This is a genomic window from Sphingosinicella sp. BN140058, from assembly GCF_004135585.1.
Lineage (GTDB): Bacteria > Pseudomonadota > Alphaproteobacteria > Sphingomonadales > Sphingomonadaceae > Allosphingosinicella.
The window spans coordinates 4196070-4219008 of record NZ_CP035501.1 but is presented as its reverse complement, the minus strand read 5'-3'; the positions used below and the strand labels follow the sequence as shown (position 1 = coordinate 4219008).

The 22939-nt window shown below is 66.9% G+C and carries 19 protein-coding genes and 1 tRNA gene; 5 read left to right on the top strand and 15 right to left on the bottom strand.

All coding sequences use genetic code 11. The features are described from left to right. Window positions 1–69: 69 nt before the first annotated feature. Window positions 70–639: a hypothetical protein gene (locus ETR14_RS18950; RefSeq protein WP_129387513.1), complete on the top strand. Its 570-nt coding sequence runs from the start codon at window positions 70–72 to the stop codon at window positions 637–639. A 63-nt stretch (window positions 640–702) separates the two neighbouring features. Here ETR14_RS18950 and ETR14_RS18945 read toward each other — a convergent pair whose 3' ends face one another. The 5 genes from ETR14_RS18945 to ETR14_RS18925 all read right to left on the bottom strand — a co-directional run bounded on the left by ETR14_RS18945 (window position 703) and on the right by ETR14_RS18925 (window position 4671). Further along, complete coding sequence (locus tag ETR14_RS18945) at window positions 703–1575, bottom strand: NAD(P)-dependent oxidoreductase (RefSeq protein WP_129387510.1); 873 nt, start codon at window positions 1573–1575, stop codon at window positions 703–705. Beyond that, a complete protein-coding gene (locus ETR14_RS18940; RefSeq protein WP_129387507.1) occupies window positions 1572–2417 on the bottom strand; it encodes an SDR family NAD(P)-dependent oxidoreductase in 846 nt (281 codons plus the stop codon). The genes ETR14_RS18945 and ETR14_RS18940 overlap by 4 nt, the downstream gene beginning before the upstream one ends. Further along, a complete protein-coding gene (locus ETR14_RS18935) occupies window positions 2414–3403 on the bottom strand; it encodes an aldo/keto reductase (RefSeq protein WP_129387504.1) in 990 nt (329 codons plus the stop codon). The genes ETR14_RS18940 and ETR14_RS18935 overlap by 4 nt, the downstream gene beginning before the upstream one ends. A 122-nt stretch (window positions 3404–3525) precedes the next feature. Continuing rightward, window positions 3526–4182, bottom strand: a complete 657-nt coding sequence (locus ETR14_RS18930; protein WP_129387501.1) for an alpha/beta hydrolase — start codon at window positions 4180–4182, stop codon at window positions 3526–3528. 81 nt (window positions 4183–4263) lie between these two features. Continuing rightward, on the bottom strand, window positions 4264–4671 hold the full coding sequence (locus ETR14_RS18925; protein WP_129387498.1) for a BLUF domain-containing protein: 408 nt from the start codon (window positions 4669–4671) through the stop codon (window positions 4264–4266). Window positions 4672–4768: 97 nt separating this feature from the next. Between ETR14_RS18925 and ETR14_RS18920 the strand changes: the two genes are divergently transcribed. Beyond that, window positions 4769–5875, top strand: a complete 1107-nt coding sequence (locus ETR14_RS18920) for an aldose epimerase family protein (protein WP_129387495.1) — start codon at window positions 4769–4771, stop codon at window positions 5873–5875. On the opposite strand, the gene rtcA is transcribed toward ETR14_RS18920, so the two are convergent. From rtcA to ETR14_RS18895, 5 genes are all read right to left on the bottom strand, one after another. Continuing rightward, window positions 5872–6894, bottom strand: a complete 1023-nt coding sequence (rtcA, locus tag ETR14_RS18915; RefSeq protein ID WP_129387492.1) for an RNA 3'-terminal phosphate cyclase — start codon at window positions 6892–6894, stop codon at window positions 5872–5874. The genes ETR14_RS18920 and rtcA overlap by 4 nt on opposite strands. Before the next feature lies 1 nt (window position 6895). Then, window positions 6896–7228, bottom strand: a complete 333-nt coding sequence (locus ETR14_RS18910) for a hypothetical protein (protein ID WP_129387489.1) — start codon at window positions 7226–7228, stop codon at window positions 6896–6898. Window positions 7229–7406: 178 nt separating this feature from the next. Then, on the bottom strand, window positions 7407–8633 hold the full coding sequence (locus ETR14_RS18905; protein ID WP_129387486.1) for an RtcB family protein: 1227 nt from the start codon (window positions 8631–8633) through the stop codon (window positions 7407–7409). A gap of 493 nt (window positions 8634–9126) precedes the next feature. Beyond that, window positions 9127–10677, bottom strand: a complete 1551-nt coding sequence (locus ETR14_RS18900) for a TROVE domain-containing protein (protein ID WP_129387483.1) — start codon at window positions 10675–10677, stop codon at window positions 9127–9129. A gap of 17 nt (window positions 10678–10694) precedes the next feature. Continuing rightward, window positions 10695–10770, bottom strand: a tRNA-Pro gene (locus ETR14_RS18895). A gap of 158 nt (window positions 10771–10928) precedes the next feature. On the opposite strand from ETR14_RS18895, the gene rtcR reads away from it, so the two are divergent. Further along, a complete protein-coding gene (gene rtcR, locus ETR14_RS18890) occupies window positions 10929–12590 on the top strand; it encodes an RNA repair transcriptional activator RtcR (protein WP_305851954.1) in 1662 nt (553 codons plus the stop codon). Window positions 12591–12746: 156 nt separating this feature from the next. Beyond that, window positions 12747–14360: a hypothetical protein gene (locus ETR14_RS18885; protein WP_129387480.1), complete on the top strand. Its 1614-nt coding sequence runs from the start codon at window positions 12747–12749 to the stop codon at window positions 14358–14360. Here the strand turns inward: ETR14_RS18885 and ETR14_RS18880 are convergent. The 5 genes from ETR14_RS18880 to ETR14_RS18860 are packed head-to-tail and all read right to left on the bottom strand — an operon-like array spanning window position 14357 to window position 19326. Beyond that, window positions 14357–15346, bottom strand: a complete 990-nt coding sequence (locus tag ETR14_RS18880) for a hypothetical protein (RefSeq protein WP_129387477.1) — start codon at window positions 15344–15346, stop codon at window positions 14357–14359. The two genes, ETR14_RS18885 and ETR14_RS18880, sit on opposite strands and share 4 nt — an antisense overlap. Beyond that, complete coding sequence (locus ETR14_RS18875; RefSeq protein WP_129387475.1) at window positions 15343–16443, bottom strand: GNAT family N-acetyltransferase; 1101 nt, start codon at window positions 16441–16443, stop codon at window positions 15343–15345. The genes ETR14_RS18880 and ETR14_RS18875 overlap by 4 nt, the downstream gene beginning before the upstream one ends. Next, complete coding sequence (locus tag ETR14_RS18870) at window positions 16440–17618, bottom strand: hypothetical protein (RefSeq protein WP_129387472.1); 1179 nt, start codon at window positions 17616–17618, stop codon at window positions 16440–16442. The genes ETR14_RS18875 and ETR14_RS18870 overlap by 4 nt, the downstream gene beginning before the upstream one ends. Then, window positions 17615–18496: a ThiF family adenylyltransferase gene (locus tag ETR14_RS18865; protein WP_243455583.1), complete on the bottom strand. Its 882-nt coding sequence runs from the start codon at window positions 18494–18496 to the stop codon at window positions 17615–17617. The genes ETR14_RS18870 and ETR14_RS18865 overlap by 4 nt, the downstream gene beginning before the upstream one ends. Beyond that, complete coding sequence (locus ETR14_RS18860) at window positions 18493–19326, bottom strand: hypothetical protein (protein WP_206185868.1); 834 nt, start codon at window positions 19324–19326, stop codon at window positions 18493–18495. Before ETR14_RS18860 ends, ETR14_RS18865 begins: the two co-directional genes overlap by 4 nt. A 339-nt stretch (window positions 19327–19665) precedes the next feature. Between ETR14_RS18860 and ETR14_RS18855 the strand changes: the two genes are divergently transcribed. Then, the gene (locus tag ETR14_RS18855) at window positions 19666–22920 is read left to right on the top strand and encodes an amidohydrolase family protein (RefSeq protein WP_129387466.1); all 3255 of its coding nucleotides are present in this window, start codon (window positions 19666–19668) and stop codon (window positions 22918–22920) included. Window positions 22921–22939: the final 19 nt, after the last annotated feature.

Here is a 22939-nt window from a genome sequence, read left to right as displayed (position 1 = left end):
ACTGAGCGCATTCGCGTTGTCGACCCTTTTCTTTCCTGTTACGTTCCCGGTTCAGCAAGAGGAATGCCGATGCGATTCGGAGCTCTCTGCGTCATGGCCGCCCTGTATCTCGGCGCCGGATCCGCCAATTCTGCACCGCCGAAAAGGGACGCGAACAAGCCGCCGATGCTGGTGCGGCTGCCGGCGCCGCCGCCGAAAGTACCGGCGGCGTTCAACGAGAGGATCTTGGCGACGATCGGCGATTGGCAGGTCGGCGAGTTTCAGCGCTTCGCCAGCGCCTTCACTTCCGATCACAGCGGCTCGACCTTCGGCTTCCTCTGTGGCGAGAATTGTCTGTTTTATTTCGACCTGCAAGCACCTTGCGGCGCGGACCGCTCCTATTCGGCCACGATCGAGGGCCCGGCTGGTCGGCGTGCAATTGCGCTGCGCTGCGTGAACATCGCCGGTCTGCCGCTCCTCTCCGCCGACGCCCAGGCGGTCCCATTTAACGAAATGCTTGGAGAGGAAGGCGGGCTGCTCTCGATCAGCGTCACAGTTGGATCCGAGCCGCCAATTGTGGCCTTGTTCTCGCTTGCAGGCGGTGCCGAGGCCGTGCGCCAGGCGATCGATCGGGCCGGCACGTTGCGCCATCGGGGATAGCCGTCCGCATCGAGAGTCCCACCCCTTCATCAGGCTCTCTCCTTGGGTCCGAGCCGACGTCGCTCAGCCGAGCCCCGCGCCGCGCCGGATCGGCAAGGCAATTGCGGACCAGTCGATCTCGTCGCCTTCCTGGGCAATCGCGGCGAGAAGGTGATCGCGGACCACGCCGAGCAGCGGCATCGGCACCCGCGCCGCCTCCGCAGCGGCGCCGACCAGCCGCATGTCCTTAAGGCCGAGCGGCGCGGCGAAGCCCGCGGGCCGGAAGCGATCGGCGGCGAGAATGTCGCCATAGATCTGGTAGACCGGTGACCCGAACAGCGTGCCGGTAAGCACTTCGAGCAATGTCTCGCGGGCGACGCCGCCCTTTTCCGCGAGGGTCATGGCTTCGGCCATGGCCTCGATCGCGGCCATGATCATGAAGTTACCCGACAGCTTGACCAGATTGGCCGCCGACGGAGTTTCGCCGATGGTGAAGACGCGCTGGCCGACCGCTTCGAACGCCGGCGCGCAGGCAGCGAGCGCTTCGGAAGGGCCAGCGGCGGCGATGAACAATTTGGCCGCTTCCGCCGCTGCGGGGCGGCCGAATACCGGGGCCGAGACCAGGCTGCCGCCCGACTCGGCATGCGCCGCCGTCAATCGCTCGGCGAGCGCGATGCTGATCGTGCTCATCGACACGTGGCACTTCGCCTCAGCGAGCAACCCGCCAGCGCCGAACACGACATCCTCGACCGCTTTGTCGTCGGCGAGCATCGTCGCGACGATCTCGGCTCCCCCCGCGGCCTGCGCCGGCGTCGCCGCTTGCGTTGCGCCGAGCCCGACCAGGGGAGCCGCCTTGGCTCCCGAGCGATTCCAAACCGTTACTTCGTGCCCCGCCGCGATCAGGTTGCGCGCCATCGCGCTGCCCATCTGGCCAAGCCCGACAAAGCCGATCTTCATGCGCCCTTCCCTTCCATATACGCTTTGAACGCATCGGCGTAGCGCGGGTCCCAGCGCGACAAAGCGGAGCGGTTCTCGACGATGTCGCCGGCGGTCCAGGCGATCCTTTTCTCGTCCATCTCGCGGGTCACCTCGTTGTCGGGGCAGAGGATGTAGAAATCGCCGCGCGCCATTGCCGGCAGCAGGAAATCGACGACCTGCTCCGCGGTCCAGGCGCCTGCCGGCTTCTCGGCGATGCCGCGGGCCCGGGTGAAGCCGGTATAGGTGAAACCCGGGATCAGCAGATGCGCGGTGACGCGGCCGCCGGTGGCGCGCAGGTCGTGAGCGAGCGACTCCGTCATCGCCTTGAGGCCCGCCTTGCTGACATTGTAGGCGGTATCGCCGGGCGGAAGCGTAATCCCCTGCTTGGAGCCGGTGTTGACGACCGCGCACGGCCAATCGGCTTCGAGCAGATCGGGAAGGAAGGCCTGGATGCCGTAGAGCGGGCCGAGCAAATTGGTTGCGACCGTTCGCTCCCAGACCTCGTGGCCGGCCAGGATGCCGCCGCCGCCTTCCCGTCCGGCATTGTTCATCAGCAGCGAAACCGGTCCAAACCGATCGGCCTCGCTCTTGAGGTGCGCGACCGCGCCCGGATCGCTGACGTCCGTCGGCACGATCCGCGCTTCGATGCCCTGCCGCTGAAGATCGTCTCCGGCAGCGGCAAGCGCACTCTCGTCCAGATCGGCGAGGACGACGCGCATGCCGGCCGCGCCGAACCGCAAGGCTGCGGCGCGGCCGATCCCGCTCGCCGCTCCGGTGACCACCGCGATTCGGCCGGGTGCGATTGCCGGATGCAGACTCATCCCTGCCCTCGCGGCGTCGGCGCGTTCTCGGGGATCAATCCCTCGGCGCGCAATTCCTCCCACAGCGCCGCCGGGATGTCGGCCTGCCACAGCCGTGCATTCTCCCGGACACGATCGGAATGCTTGGCGCCCGGAATGATCGCCGCGACGACGGGATGGGCAGCGCAGAAATGCAAGGCAGCGGAGCGTAGATCGACGCCATGGCGGGCGCAGATCTGCGCCAATCGATCGCGCCGCGCCACCAGTTGCGGCGGGGCTTCCTGATATTCGAAATTCTTGCCTCCCGCCAGGAGGCCGCTGTTGTAGGGGCCGCCGACGACGACATGGACACCGCGTTCCGCGCACATCGGGAACAGCCGATCGAGCGCCGGCTGGTTCAGCAGGCTGTATCGCCCGGCGAGCAGGAACACGTCGGGATCCGATTGCTCGAGCGCCCGCTCGCACGGTTCGGTCAGATTGACGCCGAAGCCCCAGGCCTTGATCACGCCTTCCTCGCGCAGCCGGATCAGCGCCTTGGCGGCGCCGTTCATCGCGATCGCGAACAACTCTTCCCAGGCGTCGCCATGATGGTCGGCGGCGAGATCGTGGATGTAGGCGATGTCGATCTGGGCGAGGCCGAGCCGCTGTTGACTGTCCTCGATCGAGCGCATCGTCGCGTCGTAGGAATAATCATTTTCGCTGCGAAACGGCAGGGCCCGCACGAATGGGCCATTATCGCGCACCGAAGGATCGGCCTTGAGGATGCGGCCGACCTTGGTCGACAGGGTGAACTCGTCGCGCGGATAATTGCGGAGCACGTGGCCGAAGCGGTGCTCGGAGACGCCATTGCCGTAATGGGGCGCGGTGTCGAAGTGGCGCACGCCGGTCTCCCAAGCCGCGACCAGCGCCTCCTTCGCCTGCGCGTCGCTCACTTCCTCGAACATGTTGCCGAGCGGCGCGCCGCCGAAGCCGAGCGGACCCGGCGGGGTGAAATGCTGTGATGCCATGGGTCAGATCCTGATCGTGAAGACTCGCTGCGCCGAACGGCGCTGCGAGGCGGCTGTTCCCGAATGTCCGCGACGGCTGCGGGCAGGAAGGTGAACGCCCACGGCGCCGTCCCACGATCGGCTTACGCTTTCTCGGTCAACGCCTTTACGACGAACTCGCCGCCGCGGCGGAGTCCGTCCGGGTCGACGCTGTGGCCGAGGCCGGGCGAGACATGGTCGCTGACCGCGATGCCGAGCTTCAACAATTCCGCCTTGGCCGCGTGCAGCGCCGCGACCGGGATGATGGGATCGGCCGAGCCGTGGATCAGCAGCACAGGCGGCTTGGTGATCGCGGCATGGGCGAGTTCGGGCGCGCCGGTGAGCATTCCGGAATAGCCGACGATCCCCGCCACCGCGTGTTTGCGGCGAAGTCCGACGTGCAGCGCCATCATCGTGCCCTGGCTGAAGCCGACGATCGCAACGTCCGCCTCGCTCAGATCATATTGCTTCAGCTTGCAGTCGAGAAAGACGTCGATCGCGGGGGCCGCCGACGCGGCACCGGCGGCCAGCGCCTGCGGGGTGAAGGCGGCGAGCGGCCACCATTGGTAGCCGGCGCCGTGGCTGCGTTGCGGCGCATTGGGCGCGAGGAACAGCGCGTCGGGCAAGGCCTGGCGCCAGTGCGGCGCCAGCGCGATCAGATCGGCCCCGCTGGAGCCGTAGCCATGAAGCAGCAGGACGATTTGCTTTGGCTTGCCGCCGGACAGCGGCTGCAGGCTGGAGCCGTTTACGATCTTCGACATGCGGCGGGGACATTCTCGGACTGAGGGGCCGAGAAAACGCCGCGGACGCCGTCGCGTTGCATCGCAGCGCCAGCAGCGCGGTCAGGCAGCGCGCGCGTGGATCTCGGCGAAGCCCTGGAACTGGGCCGCGAGGTTGCGGTCACTGAGCCGTGAGACGAGGCTGTCGACCACGCTCTTGAGGTCGGCGGTGCCGGCGGCGGCGCCCAGTTCGAAGCCCATCGACCAGTCGCCGAACTGGCGCGCGTCGACGTCCTTGCGCGACAGCGTGACGATCGCGCGGTGGCGCGGGTCCACCTTGATGCGGGCCAAAGTCGCCTCGACCGCCGCGTCCGGACCTTCGAGCACCTGGAGGAATCGGCGTCCGCCGGCGACCAGCAGGCCGGTCACGCCAACGGCGGCATTGTTACGCCGCGAGGAGTCGAGCACCGCGCGCAACTCGGCCTGCGGGAGCTTGGGCTGGGCGGTGCTGATGTAGACGGTCTGGAGCATCGGATTCCTCTTCTCGCCAGAGGCTTAACGATCCACCTGCAAAGGAAGGGTAAATGGCGTGCTTGCCTCGGCCGCGGCGTTCGCGCATCCAGCAAACATGATGAGCCTCCTCGCCGCCGCGACCGCCGCCGCCGCAACGCCGGGCGTCGCCCGCGCGCCTTATGGAATTACCAAGGCGGGTGCCGCCGTCGAGCGGATCGTCCTCACCAATCCGAGCGGGATGCGCGTCGGCATTCTCACTTTGGGCGGGATCATCGACGAGATCACCGTACCGGCCCGCGACGGACGGCGCGCCAACGTCGTGCTCGCGTTGCCTGATCTCGCCGCCTACGAGGCCAAGCCCAATTTCGGCAGCCTCGTCGGCCGCTATGCCGGCCGGATCTCCCGGGGCGGCTTCTCGATCGACGGCACCCGCTACCCGCTCTCGGCGGATCCGGAAGTGGTGGTCTCGCATGGCGGCGTTCCCAATTTCGCGGCCAAGGTCTGGCGCGCCGAGCCATGCACGGAGGCAGGCTGCAGCGCGGTGACGCTCCATTACACCAGCCCCGATGGCGAGAATGGATTCCCCGGAACGCTCGAAATCGCCGTCACCTACACGCTGACCGCCGATGACACGCTGCGGCTGGATTATGCCGCGACGACCAGCCGCGCGACCGTTCTCAACCTCACACACCACGCTTATTTCAATCTCGCGGGCGGCACCTCGGGCAGTGCCGACAATCAGAATCTGCAGATCAACGCGTCCCGCATCGCCGAACTCGACGCTCGGCGGATCCCCACGGGTGCCCTGCTGCCTGTCGACGGCACCCCGTTCGACCTGCGCACGCCTGCCCGCATCGGCGACCGGATCGGCTCTACCCACCCCCTGATGCTGCTCGCCCGCGGGTTCGACCACGGCTTCGCGATCGACGGCAGCGGTCTTCGCCTCGCCGCCCGCGCGTTCGATCCCGCCAGCGGCCGTAGCCTGGAGGTCAGCACCACCGAACCGTCGCTTCAGGTCTATACCGCGAACAGCTTCGACGGCAGCCTGATCGGCGCCGGCGGCCGCACCATCCGCCAGGGCGACGGCTATGCGCTCGAGACCCAGCATTTTCCCGATAGCCCGAACCGGCCGGAATTCCCGTCGACCCTGCTCCGCCCGGGCGAGACCTTCCGCTCGACGACGAGCTTTCGCTTTGGCGTCGAGCGGAAGGCAGGAGACTAGGCCCGGGCGACGGTCACCAGGTGGTTGCCGTTCTCCTGTTCCTGGAACGTGATCCGCACGTCGAGAAAGCGGGCGATCACCTCCGCCGCGGTGCGGCTGTGCAGCGACGGCTTCACCGTGGTGAACTGCCCGCTGCCGGCGAGCGCCAGCGGCAGCAGGAGCTGATCGGCGAGAAAGGGGCCCGCCACCGCGCCTGAGGCGAGATAGCCGGCCATCCTCTTGGCGGCGGTGTCGCCGACGATGTGGGCGGCGACACCAAGCTTGCCGAAGCCGCTGACCAGTTCGGTGACCTCATCGAACACCGCTTCCAGCATCACGATATTGCCGGGGCCGCTGCGCTCGGGAAGCTGAGTGATCCTGCGCGCCTCCTCCGGCCAGCCGAGCACCGCCCCAACCGCGGCGAGCTCGCGCACCGCGATGTCCCCCGGCAGCGCCGCGACGAGGGCACGTGCCTCGACCGAAACGAGGTCGCCGCGATCGATCAGGTTCAACGGTGTCAGCGACGCCGTCGGCTGGATATCGACTTCGATGCGGCCGCCTCCCGCCGGGTAGAAACCATGGCGGATCAGCCGCGCCGAGACGGTCGGCCCCATCCGGTTGACGATCGGCAGGAACACGCGTTCGAGGAAATCGAACGGCGGCGCGTAGATATTGTGGGTGCCGCCTTCCAGCACGAGCCGCGACGGCCCCGCCGCCAGCATCAGCGGCGGCAGGATGGTTTGCAGCACCAGGCCGGTGCTGCCGGCGGTGCCGACGGAGATGTGATAATCGCCGCCGCGCACCGCGCCCGGCACGAAGGTCAACGCCGACGCGCCGACGGCAAGCTCTTCGCATTCGCTGCCGCCGATCGCGCAGGCCGCCTCGACCGCGGTCGCATGCTGCCGCATCAGGCCCGGCCGCGAACGGTTGGCGCGTATATTCTCGATCCGGAACGTCTGGCCGGTCACCAGCGCGAGCGAAAGCGCGATGCGCAGCACCTGCCCCCCGCCCTCGCCCTGCGCCCCGTCTATCTCAATCACTTCAATCTCCCATCTTCGCAAGCGATGCCGGCATCCACCAGAACATCCAGATCTCGGCCTGACGATCATCGGACGTTCGTATTCCGAAGTCGCCTCCACCGACTTCGACTTCGGCAAAGGCCTCCGACAATTCCGGCACCCGCCTCCGGCCTAAGGTCATGGTCAGCATTTCGTCTTGTATTGATAGCTGCAGTTGCCGCTCGTCCGGCACATAGCGGATGCGCAGCTTGCTGAAGGTTCCGGCGCTCTTTCGCCCATAATTGGGAACGTCGAGAATAGCGTCGGTCACTCGCTCGAGCTTGAGCGTGCGATGGCTTGGCGCCTCCCCGGCCATGGCCTCGAGCAACTGTCTGATCGACCGGCATCCAGGTGGATCCGCAGCGAAGTGCCATCCACGCCAACCCCGGCCGGGGTTGGCGTACCGCCACACGTATAGCCGTCCCTCCTGAACCCACCGACCAACCCGACTTTGCATGACGCGAGCTCTCTTAGGGGCATGCGCGTGAAGAGCGTCAGCCCTTCACGCACACCACCTGCTTCAAGGTGTGGACGATCTCGACGAGATCGGCCTGTGCCGCCATCACCGCTTCGATCGGCTTGTAGGCCGCCGGGGTCTCGTCGATGACGTCCGCATCCTTGCGGCATTCGACGCCTTCGGTCGCGACGATGTGATCGTCGAGGGTGAAGCGCTTCTTCGCCTCCGTCCGCGACATCAATCGTCCGGCGCCGTGGCTGCAGCTGTCGAACGCTTGCTTGTTGCCGCGGCCGCGGACGATGAAGCTCTTGGCGCCCATCGATCCGGGAATGATCCCCATCACGCCCTCGGCTGCCCGCACCGCCCCCTTGCGGGTGACCAGCACGTTCTCGCCGAAGTGGTTCTCCCGCCGCACATAATTGTGGTGGCAGTTGATCGCCTCGAGCTCGGCCTCGAACGGCTTGACGATGACGGTTCGGATCGCGCGGATCACGTTGGTCATCATCATCCGACGGTTCAATGCCGCATAATCCTGCGCCCAGCCCACCGCCTCGACATAATCGTCGAAATGGTCCGTCCCTTCCGGGAAATAAGCGAGATTCTCGTCCGGCAGATTGACGAACCAGCGCCGCATGTCCTGCTTCGCCAGCTCGATGAAGAAGCTGCCGATCGCGTTGCCGACGCCGCGCGACCCCGAATGGAGCATCACCCACACCTGGTCCGCCTCATCGAGACAGAGCTCGATGAAGTGGTTGCCGGTGCCGAGCGTGCCGAGATGGACGAGGTTGTTCGTCTTCTCGAGCTTCGGATATTTGTCGACGATGCGCTTGAAGCGCTCGGCCAACGTCGCCCAGGCGCCGAAGATCTCCGGCGGCGGGTCGCCCCAGCTGCCCTTGTCGCGCTTGCCGCGGCCGACATCGCGGCCATGCGGCACCGCCTGCTCGATTGCGCTGCGTATCCCTTCCAGACTGTCAGGGAGATCGGCCGCGTGGAGCGAGGTGCGGGCCGCCATCATGCCGCAGCCGATGTCGACGCCGACCGCGGCCGGAATCACCGCGCCCTTCGTCGGAATCACGGATCCCACGGTGGCGCCGATGCCGACATGCACGTCCGGCATGGCCGCGACGTGCTTGAACACGAACGGCATCTTCGCCGCCCGCGACAGCTGGTCGCGCGCCTTCGGATCGACTGCGACGCCCTTGGTCCACATCTTCACCGGCGCGCCGCCCTCGACCGCCATCACTTCAAAATTCTGCTCGGTCATTCGGCTCTCCCTTGTTCTGACTTATGATCGATGATGCGGCGACGAGGAGTAACGGGACGATTGCTGGCGCTCCTCCCAGAGCTTCGGGCTTGCACCCTGCCGGACTCGAACCGGCGCCTCCAGCGTGGATGTAGTCCCGTCGGCATTCGCCACATCAAATGAACCGGCGACGAGGGCCGATGAGAGACGCGGAGTTGAACCGCAGAGCCGAAGCCCACAACCAGATGTATTCCCATCAGCATTCGCCGGCGCCGCTTGAAACGGCGGGACGAGTATAAGACGAGGACCTTCGCATCATGCCAGGATGTAGTCCTCGCCCGCATTCCCGCCGCTCTTTGCGGCTCCCACGGTTCGCGGCGACGAGTATTTGGAAGGACGTTCCTGCTCTACCAACTGAGCTACGGATCCTCAGAAGATCCGGCGGGACTCGAACCCGCGACCTGGCGTTTATCAGACGATGTAGTCCTTCCGGCATTCGCCGCGATATGTGTCGTCACACCTCCATTGCGTTTATTTCACCCACCCAGTCACTCTCCGCCGCGCCGGAGGCGAAGCGGGCGAGCGTCTCGAACACCGCGTCCGAGAAGCCTCCGACATTCAGTATGTCCTTGCGAGCCTTCGCCTGAGTTGTGCCGTAGGGCTGGAGATCGATGCAGACGAGCTTCGCGCCCCTGCACCTGTTCTTCAGCCGCTCCCATTCCCGCATCGTCGCCGTCGCGCCGTGACGCGTGGCATCCACCCAGGATTCATTGTCCGATACGATCACCACCAGGTCGGCCTCCTCCCGGTCCCGATTGAGCAAAGCCAGCGGTGCCGAGACATTGGTGCCGCCTCCGCCGACCGCCGCCAGCGAGGCGGCGTTGACCGCGACCCGGGCAAAGGGATCGAGCGTTATCGGCACGACCTTCTGCTCGAACGGCAGCAGCAGAGCATCTCGGTTCCGGCGCAGCACGGCTGCCGCGACCAGGGCCCCGACGTCGATGCAGCGCACCTTCGAGGATGCGCCCTTGCGATAGCCGGTAACCGGCGCGCTCATCGATCCGGACACGTCCGGGCAGACGACCACCCGGCCCGGAAGCGCCGGCACCGACGCCAACGACGTCTCGAGCGCCTGCTCAAGCGCCGCCTGGACGACCAGCGGCATCCCGTCGCCGGCCGTGCCGAGCGCGACCATCAGCTGGTACGGGAGCACCCGTGCCCTGGCGATCTCCGCCGCATCCGAAAGACGCGCGGCCACCTGCTCCGCGCACCCCTCCACCGCGAACGCCCCTTGGCGCGCCAGCGTGTTGAGATTCATGCGCAGCGCCTGCCAGCCCATGCGCCCGGCCAGCTCGGCCCAATGCGCGGCGGTCAGATCGAAGGCGGTCAGCCATTCGAACGGCACGTCGGGCAATGGGCCCTCCGGGCAGCGCTTCCACGCCTCGAAGGCCGCGATCTCCGCCGGCAGCTGATCGACGTCGTACGGCTTGCCGATCAGCCAGGCGTAGAAGGCTCTGCGACCCTCGTCCGCCGGCTTCGGGTGGACCATGCGCACGATGTCGGCCAAAGACGGATCCTTGCCGGTCGCAGCATGCATCAAAGTCCGTATCGACGCCCGCTCCAGCCACTGCTGGACCAGCCGCTTCGGACGGGTGCCGAGCGAGCTCCGCCCGACCACGCCGGAGCGCATGATCTGCACGAAATTGCGCAGCATGCGGCCATTGTCGATCACCCGACCGAAGACGCTGACGGCGAGATCCGGGTCGGCCAAGGTCAGCCACGCCGTCAGCAGAGCCGGCATGTCCTTCATCGCACCGCGCCGACGGGCGTAGATGGCGGCCTTGGCAACGAACAGCGGGTCGACCGCCTTGGCGGCAGCGAGCACGTCGGCAAGCTGGTTCTCGGCCGCGCCGTAGAAACTGTCCTGGAGGGTGCCGGTCGCCGCCAGTTGGGCGAGCTTGTGCTCGGGCCCGTAAGTGTAAGCCGGCGCCTGCTCCCGATTGACACTTTCCGCCGCCGGCAGGAGCCGGGCTATGGCGGAAGCGAAAAGGCCCTTATTGGCCATGGCATCTTCCTCCGTGATGGTCAGGGTGGCTGGACTCGAACCAACGACCACCGGCTTCCAAGGCCGGAACTCTACCAACTGAGCTACACCCTGACGTTCGGGGCGACTGGCCCATTCCAGCCGCCCCACCTGCGTCGGCCTCATCATCCTGTCGGCCGACGCCAGAAGCTCTGCAACTGCCGTGCCAATCCGACGCCCACGTCACAGAGAATTCGCAAGACTCTGTTTTAGCTTAATTTTAACCGACACTCTTGAAGCATCGGTGTTTCGACGCCGACGCATTGTCTATCGACAAGGATAGCGGTTTATCTCATGGTATAAAGATGAGACCCACCGTTGTGATCGGATTCGTCGGCTCGACGCTCGACGCGTCGAAGATCGGCCCATCGCGCTGGAACAAGTGGCGGCCGACCGTCGGCCTGTGCATGCACGAGGATCTTCGCGTCGACCGTCTCGAGCTGATCCACGGCGACGCGCATGAGGGACTGGCGAGGTATGTCCGCGGCGACATCGGCTCCGTCTCCCCGGAAACAGACGTGCGGCTGCGCGCGCTGAACTTCGCCAACCCTTGGGATTTCGAGGAGGTGTATGGCAAGCTGCTCGATTTCGCACGGTCCTATCCGTTCGATCCGGAGGCGGAAGATTATCTGATCCACATCACCACCGGCACGCACGTTGCGCAGATCTGTCTCTTTCTGCTCACCGAAGCGCGCTATCTGCCGGGGCGGTTGCTGCAGACGAACCCGGGCCGGGGAAAGGATCCGGATTGCGTCGGCCTGTGGAGCGTGATCGATCTCGATCTTTCCCGCTACGACAGCATCGCTACCCGTTTCGCCGCCCAGGCCGCAGAGGGCAGCTCGTTCCTCAAATCTGGTATCGAGACCCGCAATGCCGCGTTCAACCGGATGATCGACGAGATCGAGCAGGTCGCGGTCCGCTCGCGTGCGCCGATCCTGCTGATGGGCCCGACCGGCGCCGGCAAGTCGCAGCTCGCCGGCCGTTTGTTCGAACTCAAGCGGCTGAAGCATCAGGTGTCGGGCGCCTTCGTCGAGGTCAATTGCGCGACCCTGAAGGGGGACAGCGCGATGTCGGCCTTGTTCGGCCACAAGAAGGGCGCGTTCACCGGTGCCGCAGCCGACCGCCCCGGATTGCTCCGGGCTGCCGACAAGGGCGTCCTGTTCCTCGACGAGATCGGTGAGCTCGGCCTCGACGAGCAGGCGATGATCCTGCGTGCGATCGAGGAGAAGAAATTTCTACCCGTCGGCGCCGACAGGGAGGTCTCGTCCGACTTTCAGCTGATCGCCGGCACCAATCGCGATCTCGGCGCTACCGTTGCTGCAGGAGGCTTCCGCGACGATCTGTTCGCCCGACTCAATCTGTGGACGTTCGAGCTGCCGGCGCTGCGCGATCGGATCGAGGATATTGAGCCCAACCTCGCCTATGAGCTCGATCGCTTCGCCCAGCGCGAGGGCATGCAGGTGAGCTTCAACAAGGAGGCACGCCGTGCCTTTCTCGATTTCGCGACCGCGCCCGACGCGCTGTGGTCGGGCAATTTCCGCGATCTCGGCGCCAGCGTCACCCGCATGGCGACCTTCGCCCCGTCCGGACGCATCGACGTCGCCACGGTGGAGGCTGAAAAGGCGCGGCTGAAGCGATTCTGGACCGGCGGTTCGCAAGCGCCGGATCCGCTCGCCGAACTGCTCGATGATGCGGCTTTGGGCGAACTGGACCCGTTCGATCGGGTGCAGCTCGCGGAAGTGGTGCGCATCTGCCGCCGCAGCCGCTCCCTTTCAGAGGCTGGACGGACCCTGTTCAGCGCCTCGCGCACACGGCGCACCTCGGCCAACGATGCAGACCGGCTGCGAAAATATCTTCAGCGATTTGGCCTCGACTGGGCGCGTATCGGCGCGTGACTGCTGGCGCCACTCCTCGTCTGCTGTCGCAGCTGAGCGTTGCGCCCGTCCCATCCGCCTGTAAGCTCGCGCTCGGCCGGGAGATCTTGGTTGGCAGAACACGCACGCACGCCGAGACCGCGCCGCCGAGCGTTCTTCGTGATTGCGGCGGCGGCGATGACCGCTGTGGCGGCCCTGACGATCGCATGGATGCAGGACTCGGAAGTCCGGTCCGAGATCCTCCCCGCCAGGCACGAAGCATTCGAGACTGTCCCACGGGGCGCGCTCTATTTCCACGGTGATGATTTCGGCGGCCTCAGCCGGGGCGCGCTCGACACCCATGCCGTGCCCTGGCGCCTCGCCGCCGCCGCTTTCGTCCTCGCAGAGCGCGATCGCGATCCGGGCACCCTGGTGACCGTCGCAACGCTGCATCGCGTCCTCGCCCGCTTCGGGTTCCTGTTCCCTGCCCGGATCGGAAATTGGCCTCTGCAGCGGCCGCAACCGCCCGCGTCGACCGACTATCCCCTCGGAATGACCCACGGGCGGCTTGCCGTGCTTCCCGGACTTCGGGTGACCGTCGCCAATCTCGGTTGTGCGTCCTGCCACGCCGGTGTCCGATACGACAGCAGCGGACGTCCGCAACCGGCACAAGCGTGGCTTGGATCACCGAACACGTCTCTCGATCTCGAAGCCTATACGACCGCATTGTACGATGCCCTCGAGAAGACGGCAGACCGGCCCGAGGCGCTCCTCGACGTCGCAGGGACCCTGTTCCCCGAAATGGATGCGCGGGAACGCTTCGCACTGCGCAGGCTGGTCCTGCCGCGCGTGCAGGCGCGGCTCGACTCCTTGCGATCGTTGGGACGGCCGACACCCTTCCCCAACGGCAGCCCCGGGACCACCAACGGCGTCGCAGCGCTCAAGCGGGCCGTGGGTGTGGCCCTCGCCGATCACGGACGAGGGGAGATCGGCACCACTTCGGTGCCCGACCTCGGGCACCGCACCTGGCGCTCCAGCCTTCTCTACGACGGCAGCTATGCGGTGCCGGGCCGTCCTCGCAATCGGCCGATGACGCGACAGGACGTGACCCAGGACCATGTCGAGGCGCTCGCGGCGATCATGACCTTCTTCACCGTGCCGAGCATGGGCGTGGCGCCAGGCGACGGTCTGTCCAAGCTCGACCGCGCGGAGGCAGTCATGCGCTTCCTGGACGCATACCGAGCACCGCCTTTTCCGGGCAAGATCGACGCCGCAGCCGCCCGCCGTGGCAGCGTGATCTATGCTGCCCGCTGCGCCGCTTGCCACGGGCGCTACAGCGACGACGCAGACGCGCCCCGTCTGCTGGCCTTCCCGAACTGGATCGGCAGCGTCGGCACCGATCCGGCACGGGCGCGGCTGTTCGGCAAGCCCCTGGCGGACGCGGTCAATCGCGGGCCCTACCGCGCGCGCATTGCGGCGGCGGCGACCGGCGCCTATGCGGCACCGCCGCTGGACGGACTGTGGACGACCGCGCCGTACCTCCACAACGGCTCGGTGCCGACGATTGCGGCATTGCTCGATCCGACGCACCGCCCGGGCCGGTTCCTGGTCGGCGGCCACAAGCTCGATTTCGATCGCGTCGGCATCGCCCTCACGGCAGACGGTGCGTACCCCGCCGGTTACCGGCCCTGGTCACGGCCGGTCTGGATCGACGTGCAACAACCGGGACGGGGGAATGGCGGCCATGAGCACGGCCGCGAACTGAGCGCCGCGGAGCGGGCTGCCCTGATCGAATTCCTGAAACGTCTCTAGACGAGCAGAGCGTCCGGCGAGAGCCGCGCGCGCGGATGGCCGCTGTCCGGCGGCGCCCGCCCGATCCGGAAGGCGCTGACGATCCTGCGGTTCGGGGGCAGCGCGAGCAACTCCGCCAGGCGCGCTGACGCCTCAGGATGATCGGCCAGCGACGCCATCACCGCCGCCTGGAAGCCGGCCGCAACGACGCCGAGCCATTGCCGGTAGAAGCGGCGGCCGGTCTCGAAGGGATCCTCGTCGCTCGGCGCATGGACGATCAGCAGCGCCACTGCCGCTTCCACCTTCGCCCGCTCCGCCGTGAGCGGCGCGGCAAGGCCGATCCGGTCGAGCAACGGGAACAGTGCGCGCCCGAGCACCCGCTTCGCGCCGAAAGCTTCGAACGCCGTCATGTCCAGGGCATCGGCGTTGAGGCCATCGACGCTCCAGCGCGGATCACGGCGGGACAGTCGCATCCAGCCGAGCAGCTCCGCCCGGAAATCGGCCTTGCGGAGGAACGAAAGCCCCGCGCGATCGGCGAGGCGCGCGACCTCGGCGAGCGCCTCCGGCGCGCGGATCACGGCGAGGTCGTCGCTGCCCAGCACGGCGGCCGCGGCGCGGTCGGTGGCGGTGGCCGGCGCGAACCCGCCGCGATGGGAACGGCGCCGCTCGACAAAGGCCGCAAGCGGATCGCTTTGCCCCTCGCCTGCAATCCGAAAGCGGCGGACCGGGACTGCCGCGCCGGCCGCCAGCGGCATCGCCCCCGATCCGTCCGCCTGCATCCGGTAGCCGAGGCGGGACAATGCGATCGCCATGCCTTCGGCCGCCGCGCCAAGGCTCAGGGCCGCATCGTGGCCCCGCGGATCGCCGGCCGGAAGCCGGCGCGCCCGATCCTCGAACAGGATCACGCCATCGCCGTCGAAGCGCCAGCGCGCGGGCTGAACATTATGGACGCTCGGCGCGAGCGCCGCTTCCGCCACCAGGCCGATGCGCAGATCCGCAGGGATCACGCCGCCACCGCCTTTCGAAACAGGTGCAGCCGATGCAGCGGTCGTGCGCCGATCTTTTCCATCTGGCGGAGGCTCGCCTTGTTCTCGTCCGCGATCCAGGTGATGCCAAGCGAACGATATCCGCCCGTGCGGAGCGCTCCGATGACGCGGGCAAGCATCGCCGAGTTGAGCCCCTGGCTGTGGCAGTCCCGGACGACCGAATAGAAGATGATCACCGCCCGGCGTCGCCGGACACGAAAGCGCAGGAAGTGGAACAGGGTGGAAATGGTCCAGCGGGATCGCGTCGCCTTGAGGAAGCCGTTGAGATCGGGAATGCAGACGATCACCCCGACGGGGCGACCCCGATGGTGCAGCACGGCGGACAGGCGCGGATCGAGGATCGCCATCATCTCTCCCGCCTGGAAGCGGAATTCCTCTTCGGTCAGGGGCACGAACATGGGATTGCGGTCGAAGCCGTCGTTCAGCACCAGCCGGGCCTCTTCCATCCGCGCCGCGAAATGCCTGCGCTCGATCGGCGCAAACCGAAAGCCATCCTGTTCGAGCGCTCGAAAATCCACCTGTGGCGGCGTCACATGGTCGAGATCGAGCTCGAACGTGGTCATCGGGAAAAAGGGTTCGAAGCCGTTGGCGGTCAGCAAGCCCGGGATGTGCGGCGGATTGACCACCATGTCCGTGTAGGCCGCTGCGCCGAAGCCGCCGGTCATCACGCCCGCTTGCTGCATCGCCGTCAGGTTGAAGTTGCCGGCCAGTTCATCGCAGCCATGGTCGCGCGCGAAGTGCTCCGCTGCACCGAGCAGGGCGGCGGCGGCCTCCCCATCCTCCGCGCAATCGAAGAAACCGAATTGAGCCCGCCGCATTCCGTGACGCATGTTGGATGCGCCATGCACGAGCGCGACGATCCGCCCGACGACCCGGTCCCCGCGATGCGCGGTCCAGAAGCCGAAGGGGTTTCCCGATGTGAAGAGCGGGTTCTTCGCCCCGTCGAGCATCCGGGCGATATCCGATCGCATCGGCGAGACGTAGCCCGTACCTTGATCATAGGCTGCGAACGGCGCCGCGAAAAAGGCATCGATGTCGCCGCTGCGCAAGCTGATCATCGCCGTGTCCCTTGCGCCAGCCGTGAGAGCATGTCGAGCTCGACGTCGATCGATCCCGACCGGCCGATCTGGCCCGAGGCGACGGCGAGGAACTGGGGCGGATCGCGCGACAGCAGCACGAGATGGGTCGCTTCATTTTCGCTGAGCAGGTTGCTGGCCGCGCTCCCCGGGCCTGGATCGAGCACCGTCTCGGCCGTGATGACGCGATGGCCGGTCAGGGCCGTGATCGCATCGGCATCATAGAGTGCGAGCCCGCTTCCGGCGACGATCCTGCCCGAGGCCGTGACGGGATGGCAGCCGACCAAGGCGTCGATGTCCGAAGTTTCGGGAAGTCGCGCGACGGCGCCGATGATGGACGGCCGGAGGCGCGCAACCGCGCGCGCCTCACGGAGGCGCTGGAAGACCAGCATCGCCGCCACGCCCGCGACGGTCAGCGCAAACAGACGGATGAGATCGCCCGAGGCCAAGGACAGGTTCAGCAACGCTTCGCCGCCGACGACCAGCAGTCCGCACAGGAACATTGCGGCGACATCGGCGAGGAACAGGCGCGGCGCGCCGAACCCCGAGAGCAAGCGGGAGGTCGCAACGGCAAAGATGAGAACGCCGATGCTGCCCATCCGCACCGGCAGGCCGGGCAGGATGTCCCGGAAGTCGCTGAGGGCGAACGGAATGGCTAGCAGCAGCGCGAGCGCAAAAGTGTCGGCGAGCCCGGTCTCGGCCGGCGAGAGGCCGGCCTTGCGCGTCCGGGCGACGAACCAGACCAGTCCGATCAGCATGATCACCTGAAACAGGGCCAATGCGGTCAGCAACGGCTTGGGAATGAAGGCGCCCGTGACGATCGCGGCCACGCTGAACAGCATCGCCCCGCCCAAGGCGAGCCATTTGAGCGCGGCGGAGGCGTGCCGCCGGAGCAAATCCTCGATCAGGCGGAGCGCGAACAAGGGCAGCCAGCACGCCGCCATGGTCACCGGAATCGCCAGCCAGCCTGACCGGGACATCCAGTAGAAAGCGCGCAGCGCAAGCAGGATCGCAAGCACGAGGTAGAGCGCCCGCAGCCGCCGCCCGGCGGGAGCGAGCGAGGCGCCTCGGCGCATCGCGACCACCGCCATCAATATGGTTGCGAGCGCAGTGCCATTGACCAGGAGGTCCGCCGTCAGGGCGGCGTCTTGGATCAAGCCGCCATCATCCTTTTGAGAAAGCGCCGGACCAGAAGCATCTTCATCGCGGCGATCGGCGCCGGCAACGGCCGCTCCACCCGAAGCCGGTGCGGATTGAAGAAATAGCCTCGGCAATCGGGCCCGCCAGGCCTGCCGAGCAGCGCCCGCACCGCTTCCTCCGCCATCATCGTCCCGGCCATCGTCACCATGGTCGAGAAGGAGAAGCGGGATCGGCGTCCCGCTGCGACCTCGGCGGCGATCTCCAGATCGACATGGCGGTGGGACGACGAATGGACGAGCACATATTCGATCTCGCGGACGAGACATTGTTCGCGCATGGCTTTGTCGATCGCCGTCCACTCGACTCCGACCGTCGGATAGCCGAGCCGTTCTTCCGGCCGCGGATCGGACGGCCGGACCACCGTGACCGATGGCAGCGGCGATGCATAAGCGTCGATCACCAGCCGCTCATGCGCCTTGGCACGGCGGTAGAGGTGAACGCCCGCGGCGGCATCGTCCATGCCGTTGACGATCAGATCGTGCGTGCCCGCAATCGCATCGAGCGCTTCCGTCCAGTCCCCGCCCATCACGCGGATGTCGACGGCCGGATTGATCCGCCTTGCCGCGTCGGCGGCGGCCTCCGCCTTGAGGCTGCCCACCGTATTCAGCGTTGCGAACAGCTGGCGGTTGAGGTTCGATATTTCGAACCGATCGAGATCGGCGATGGTGAACCGACCGACGCCGGCGCGCACCAGCGCCATGAAGGCTGCACCGCCCATGCCACCGACACCGGGAATGAAGACGGCCGAGGCGTTCAGCCTCGCCTGCTCGGCCGGAGAGACGAAGCCGGCGTTGCGGGTCGTCATCTCGGCGTAGGAGAAAGGCTCGCTGCTCACAGGGAAGGCCTCAATGGACCGAGTGGGCGATCGGCCGCCAGCCATTGCGCCGCGGGCGCCAGCACCGCCTGCGTAACGAGGATCAGCATCTGCACGCCGAGCTGGGGCAGCGCGTGATGCGGTACCGCCTCGGCAAGGAAGCGCCGCGCGGTCGCCAGATTGATCTGGCCGATCTGCAGGAGGTCGTCGCCGCGGCGATAATCGAGCAGGTTCGCGCAGAAATCATTGTATCTTGGCTGCCTGTGCTTGGGAGCATCTTCGAAGCTCTTCTTCAGATCGTCGGAGCCGCCGGTATAGGCGTTGGTGATGACGAAGCGCTCGTCGTCGAAGCCGGCATCCGCTCCGACGCCGAACACGGCGCGATGGTCGCGCATGATCTGGCGGGCGATATGGCGGTGCGCGAATGAGGGGCTGCCGCCATGGGCCGCCGGCCAGACGCCGTCGAACGTCTCGGCGACCATCCCCGCAACCGCCGGCACTTGCGTCACGCTGCTGACCCACAAGGGCCGCAGCTGGCGCCGGACGAACAGCAGGAAACAGGTGAGGCCGTACAGGATCCAGGACAGTCCTGCGCTGCGGTGGTTCGGATCGACCATGACCAGGCCGAGATGGAGCACCTCGAGCCGTTCTCCGCCCAAACTGACCGGGATCAGCGGAAGTGCGTTGAACGCAATCGGGCGGCCGCTCGCCCGATCACGCACCAGCGTGATCACCGTCCTCGCCGGCGCATCGGGATCGCCGAACAGGCCATAATCGAGCGCGCCGTCCATCGATGCCGCAGCGACCGCCCTGCATTCGGCAATCAGCGCATCGAGCGCCAAACGATCCATCCACAGGCCCGGACATTCGACGATGCGAACCTCGAGCGACGAAGACGGCCGAAACCTAAGATCAAGCCGCGCCGACGAAAGCACTTGCCACAGCATCGCGTCCCCTCCGGACGGCAACCTAGCGGATTTTTCCTGCGGAATAATAGCCTACACGAGTCGCCGCCCTTCGCTCTCACCGGCATTGCGAGCCGAGGCAAAGTCCGCCGGTGTTGCGTGCTTGCATCGCCCCTTGCCCCGCGCGCTTCACGCTATTGAAGCGATGCGCACGATCGGGCACCCATCGCTCCATCCTGCTGCGCGTAGCCCTACGCGCACGCCCCACTTGCTCCCGGAGTCTCCATGCACAAAGGCATTGCCGCGGCCGCTCTTCTCCTCCTCTCCTCGACTGCGCTGGCGCAGGCCAAAAGCGAGGCGAAGACAGATCCGAAGAAGTGGGACGTCGCAGCGCCGCCGGTGAAGACGAGATCGATCCCGATCGACGTGTCCGAGGGCACGTGGATGAACCTGGACGTCAGCCCCGACGGCCGCACCATCGCCTTCGATCTGCTCGGCGACATCTACACCATTCCGATCGCAGGCGGCCGCGCCACACGCATCGCCTCCGGCATGCCCTATGAAGTGCAGCCGCGCTTCTCGCCGGACGGCACGCAGATCGCCTTCACCTCCGATCGCGGCGGCGGCGACAATATCTGGCTGATGAACCTCGACGGCTCCAGCAAGCGCCAGCTCACCAAGGAGACCTTCACCCTCCTCAACAATCCGAGCTGGAGCGCGGACGGCAAATACATCGCTGCGCGCAAGCATTTCACCACCGGCCGCTCGCTCGGTACCGGCGAAATCTGGCTCTACCATGTCGGTGGCGGTGGCGGCGTCGCGCTGGTCGAGCGCCCCAATCCGCAGCATCAGAAGGAATTGGGCGAGCCGACCTTCACGCCCAGCGGCGACGCGATCTACTTCAGCCGCGACACCACGTCCGGTCCGATCTTCCAATATGCGCAGAATTCGAACGAGCAGTTGTTCGACATCGAGAAATACGATCTGAAGACGGGCGAGCGCAGCACCGTCGCCTCGGGCTCGGGCGGATCGGTCCGTCCGACGCCTTCGCCCGACGGCCGCTATCTGGCCTTCGTCAGGCGAGAGCGCGCCAAATCGAAGCTGTACCTGAAGGATCTGCGCTCCGGCGAGGAACGCAAGATCTACGACGCGCTCGATCAGGACATGCAGGAGACCTGGGCGGTGACCGGCGTCTATCCGAACATGGACTGGACCCCCGACAGCCGCTCGATCCTCTTCTGGGCCGGCGGCAAGATCCGCCGGATCAACGCCGACGGCAGCGGCGCCGCCGAAATCCCGTTCCAGGTCACCGACACGCGCGAGATCGTCGATCCGCCGCGGCCGATGGTGGACGTCTACAGCGACCAGTTCACGACCAAGATGCCGCGCTTCGCCAGTCTCTCGCCGGACGGTCGCCAGGTGGTATTCGAGAGCCTAGGCCGGCTGTATCTGAAGGATTCCGCGGGTACTGGCGCGCCGCGCAAGCTCACCGCCGACGACGGCGACTTCCAGCTCTTCCCGAGCTGGTCGCGGGACGGCCGCTCGATCGTCTACGTCAGCTGGAACGACCAGAGGCTCGGCGAGATTCGCACGATTGCCGCCGACGGTTCGGGGATGAAGACGGTCACCAACGTCCCCGGCCATTATCGCCGGCCGCGCTTCTCGCCCGACGGCCAGACGATCGTCTTCGAGCGCGGCGGCGGCGGCTATCTGACCTCGGATTCCTGGTCCGAAAATCCCGGCGTGTTCCGGGTGGCGACGGCTGGCGGCGAAGCGGTGCGGCTGACGAGCAGCGGCTCGAACCCGCATTTCGGCGCGACCAATGACCGCATCTTCATGGAAACATCGGGCGACAACAAGACCAGGCTGGTCAGCGTCGACTGGAACGGCAAGGATCCGCGCACCCACGCCCAGGGCGAGATGGTTGCCGGTTACGAGGTCTCGCCGAGCGGCGACACCCTCGCCTTCCGCGAGAATTACGGGGCGTTCGTGATGCCCTTCTTCGCCGGCGCGAAGACGGTCGACGTTGGTGCCAAGGCCGGTCAGCTTCCGATCGTCAAGGCGAGCGGCGACGGCGGCCAATATGTCCATTGGGCGCGGAACGGCACGACCCTCGCCTGGAGCCTCGGGCCGACATTGTACAGCGTCGACACCGCCTCGGTGCTCCGGCTGTCGCCGGGCGCGACCTACACCCCGCCCAAGACCGGCATCTCGCTGGCGATGCCGGTGCGCGCCGACAAGCCGCAGGGCATGGTCGCGCTGACCGGTGCCAAGGTCGTCACCATGTCGGACGACAATGGCGGCGTGATCGAGGATGCGGTGGTGCTGATCGAAGACAATCGCATCAAGGCGGTGGGCCGACGCGGCACGGTGACGATCCCGGCCGGCGCCAGGACGGTAGACGTTGCCGGCAAGACGATCGTGCCGGGATTCATCGACGCGCATGCCCATGGCGCGCAGGGCGAGGACGATCTGGTGCCGCAGCAGAATTGGGACGCGCAGGCCCATCTCGCCTTCGGAGTCACCACCGTCCACGATCCGTCGTCGACGTCGAGCGAGATCTTCCCGGCCGGGGAGATGCAGCGCGCCGGAATCCTGGTCGCGCCGCGGACCTTCTCGACCGGCGAGATCGTCTACGGCGCGCGTTCCCCGGGCCGCTACGCGCTGATCGACAATTTCGACGATGCGCTCGCCCATGTTCGCCGTTTGAAGGCGCAGGGCGCGCACAGCATCAAGAACTACAACCAGCCGCGCCGCGATCAGCGCCAGCAGGTCGTCGCCGCCGCCGCACGCGAGAATATCGCGGTCGTCGCCGAGGGCGCCTCGCTCTACAGCCAGGACGTCACCCTGATCCAGGACGGCAACACCACGCTCGAGCACAATCTGCCCCAGGCCGAGCTGTACGAGGACATCCTGAGCTTCTTCGGCCAGAGCAAGGTTGGCTACACGCCGACCCTCGGCGTGACCTATGGCGGGCCGGGCGGGGAGCCGTACTGGAGCCAGGAGAGCGAGGTGTGGAAACATCCTCTGCTCACCCGCTACGTCCCCGCGCACATCCTCAATCCCGAGATGGTGCGCGTGATCAAGGCACCGGCCGAGGATTATGCGGACCAGGTCAGCGCCCGCACCGCCGAGAAGATCTCGCAGCGCGGCGTGCCGGTGTCGATCGGCGGTCACGGCCAGCAGCAGGGCCTCGCCGCGCACTGGGAGATGTGGTCGTTCGTCCGCGGCGGCATGACTCCCATCGAGGCGCTCCGGGCGGCGACGCGCACGCCGGCACGCGCCCTCGGCTTCCGCGACATCGGCTCGCTCGAGCCGGGCAAGCTTGCCGATCTCGTCATCCTCGACGCCGATCCGACTCAGAATATCCGCAACACCGAGAAGATCTCCAAGGTGATGCTGAACGGGCGGCTCTACGACGCGATGACCCTCAACGAGGAAGTCACCGGAACCCGGCGGCGCGCGCCTTATTATTGGGAGCGCAAGGCGGGCGACACGCTTCCCGCCGCCACGGCGGCCGCGCCGGCCGCCGCGGAATGAGGCGAAGCGGGCTCCCCGG

Excerpts from the sequence above, each read along its gene's own strand:
- ETR14_RS18860 (WP_206185868.1), bottom strand. The coding sequence starts at position 19,326 with ATGGATCGTTTGGCGCTCGATGCGCTGATTGCCGAATGCAGGGCGGTC.
- ETR14_RS18950 (WP_129387513.1), top strand. The coding sequence starts at position 70 with ATGCGATTCGGAGCTCTCTGCGTCATGGCCGCCCTGTATCTCGGCGCC.
- ETR14_RS18940 (WP_129387507.1), bottom strand. The coding sequence starts at position 2,417 with ATGAGTCTGCATCCGGCAATCGCACCCGGCCGAATCGCGGTGGTCACC.
- ETR14_RS18910 (WP_129387489.1), bottom strand. The coding sequence starts at position 7,228 with ATGGCCGGGGAGGCGCCAAGCCATCGCACGCTCAAGCTCGAGCGAGTG.
- ETR14_RS18935 (WP_129387504.1), bottom strand. The coding sequence starts at position 3,403 with ATGGCATCACAGCATTTCACCCCGCCGGGTCCGCTCGGCTTCGGCGGC.
- ETR14_RS18930 (WP_129387501.1), bottom strand. The coding sequence starts at position 4,182 with ATGTCGAAGATCGTAAACGGCTCCAGCCTGCAGCCGCTGTCCGGCGGC.
- ETR14_RS18855 (WP_129387466.1), top strand. The coding sequence starts at position 19,666 with ATGCACAAAGGCATTGCCGCGGCCGCTCTTCTCCTCCTCTCCTCGACT.
- ETR14_RS18920 (WP_129387495.1), top strand. The coding sequence starts at position 4,769 with ATGATGAGCCTCCTCGCCGCCGCGACCGCCGCCGCCGCAACGCCGGGC.
- ETR14_RS18925 (WP_129387498.1), bottom strand. The coding sequence starts at position 4,671 with ATGCTCCAGACCGTCTACATCAGCACCGCCCAGCCCAAGCTCCCGCAG.
- ETR14_RS18905 (WP_129387486.1), bottom strand. The coding sequence starts at position 8,633 with ATGACCGAGCAGAATTTTGAAGTGATGGCGGTCGAGGGCGGCGCGCCG.
- ETR14_RS18875 (WP_129387475.1), bottom strand. The coding sequence starts at position 16,443 with ATGATCAGCTTGCGCAGCGGCGACATCGATGCCTTTTTCGCGGCGCCG.
- ETR14_RS18900 (WP_129387483.1), bottom strand. The coding sequence starts at position 10,677 with ATGGCCAATAAGGGCCTTTTCGCTTCCGCCATAGCCCGGCTCCTGCCG.
- ETR14_RS18885 (WP_129387480.1), top strand. The coding sequence starts at position 12,747 with ATGACCGCTGTGGCGGCCCTGACGATCGCATGGATGCAGGACTCGGAA.
- ETR14_RS18945 (WP_129387510.1), bottom strand. The coding sequence starts at position 1,575 with ATGAAGATCGGCTTTGTCGGGCTTGGCCAGATGGGCAGCGCGATGGCG.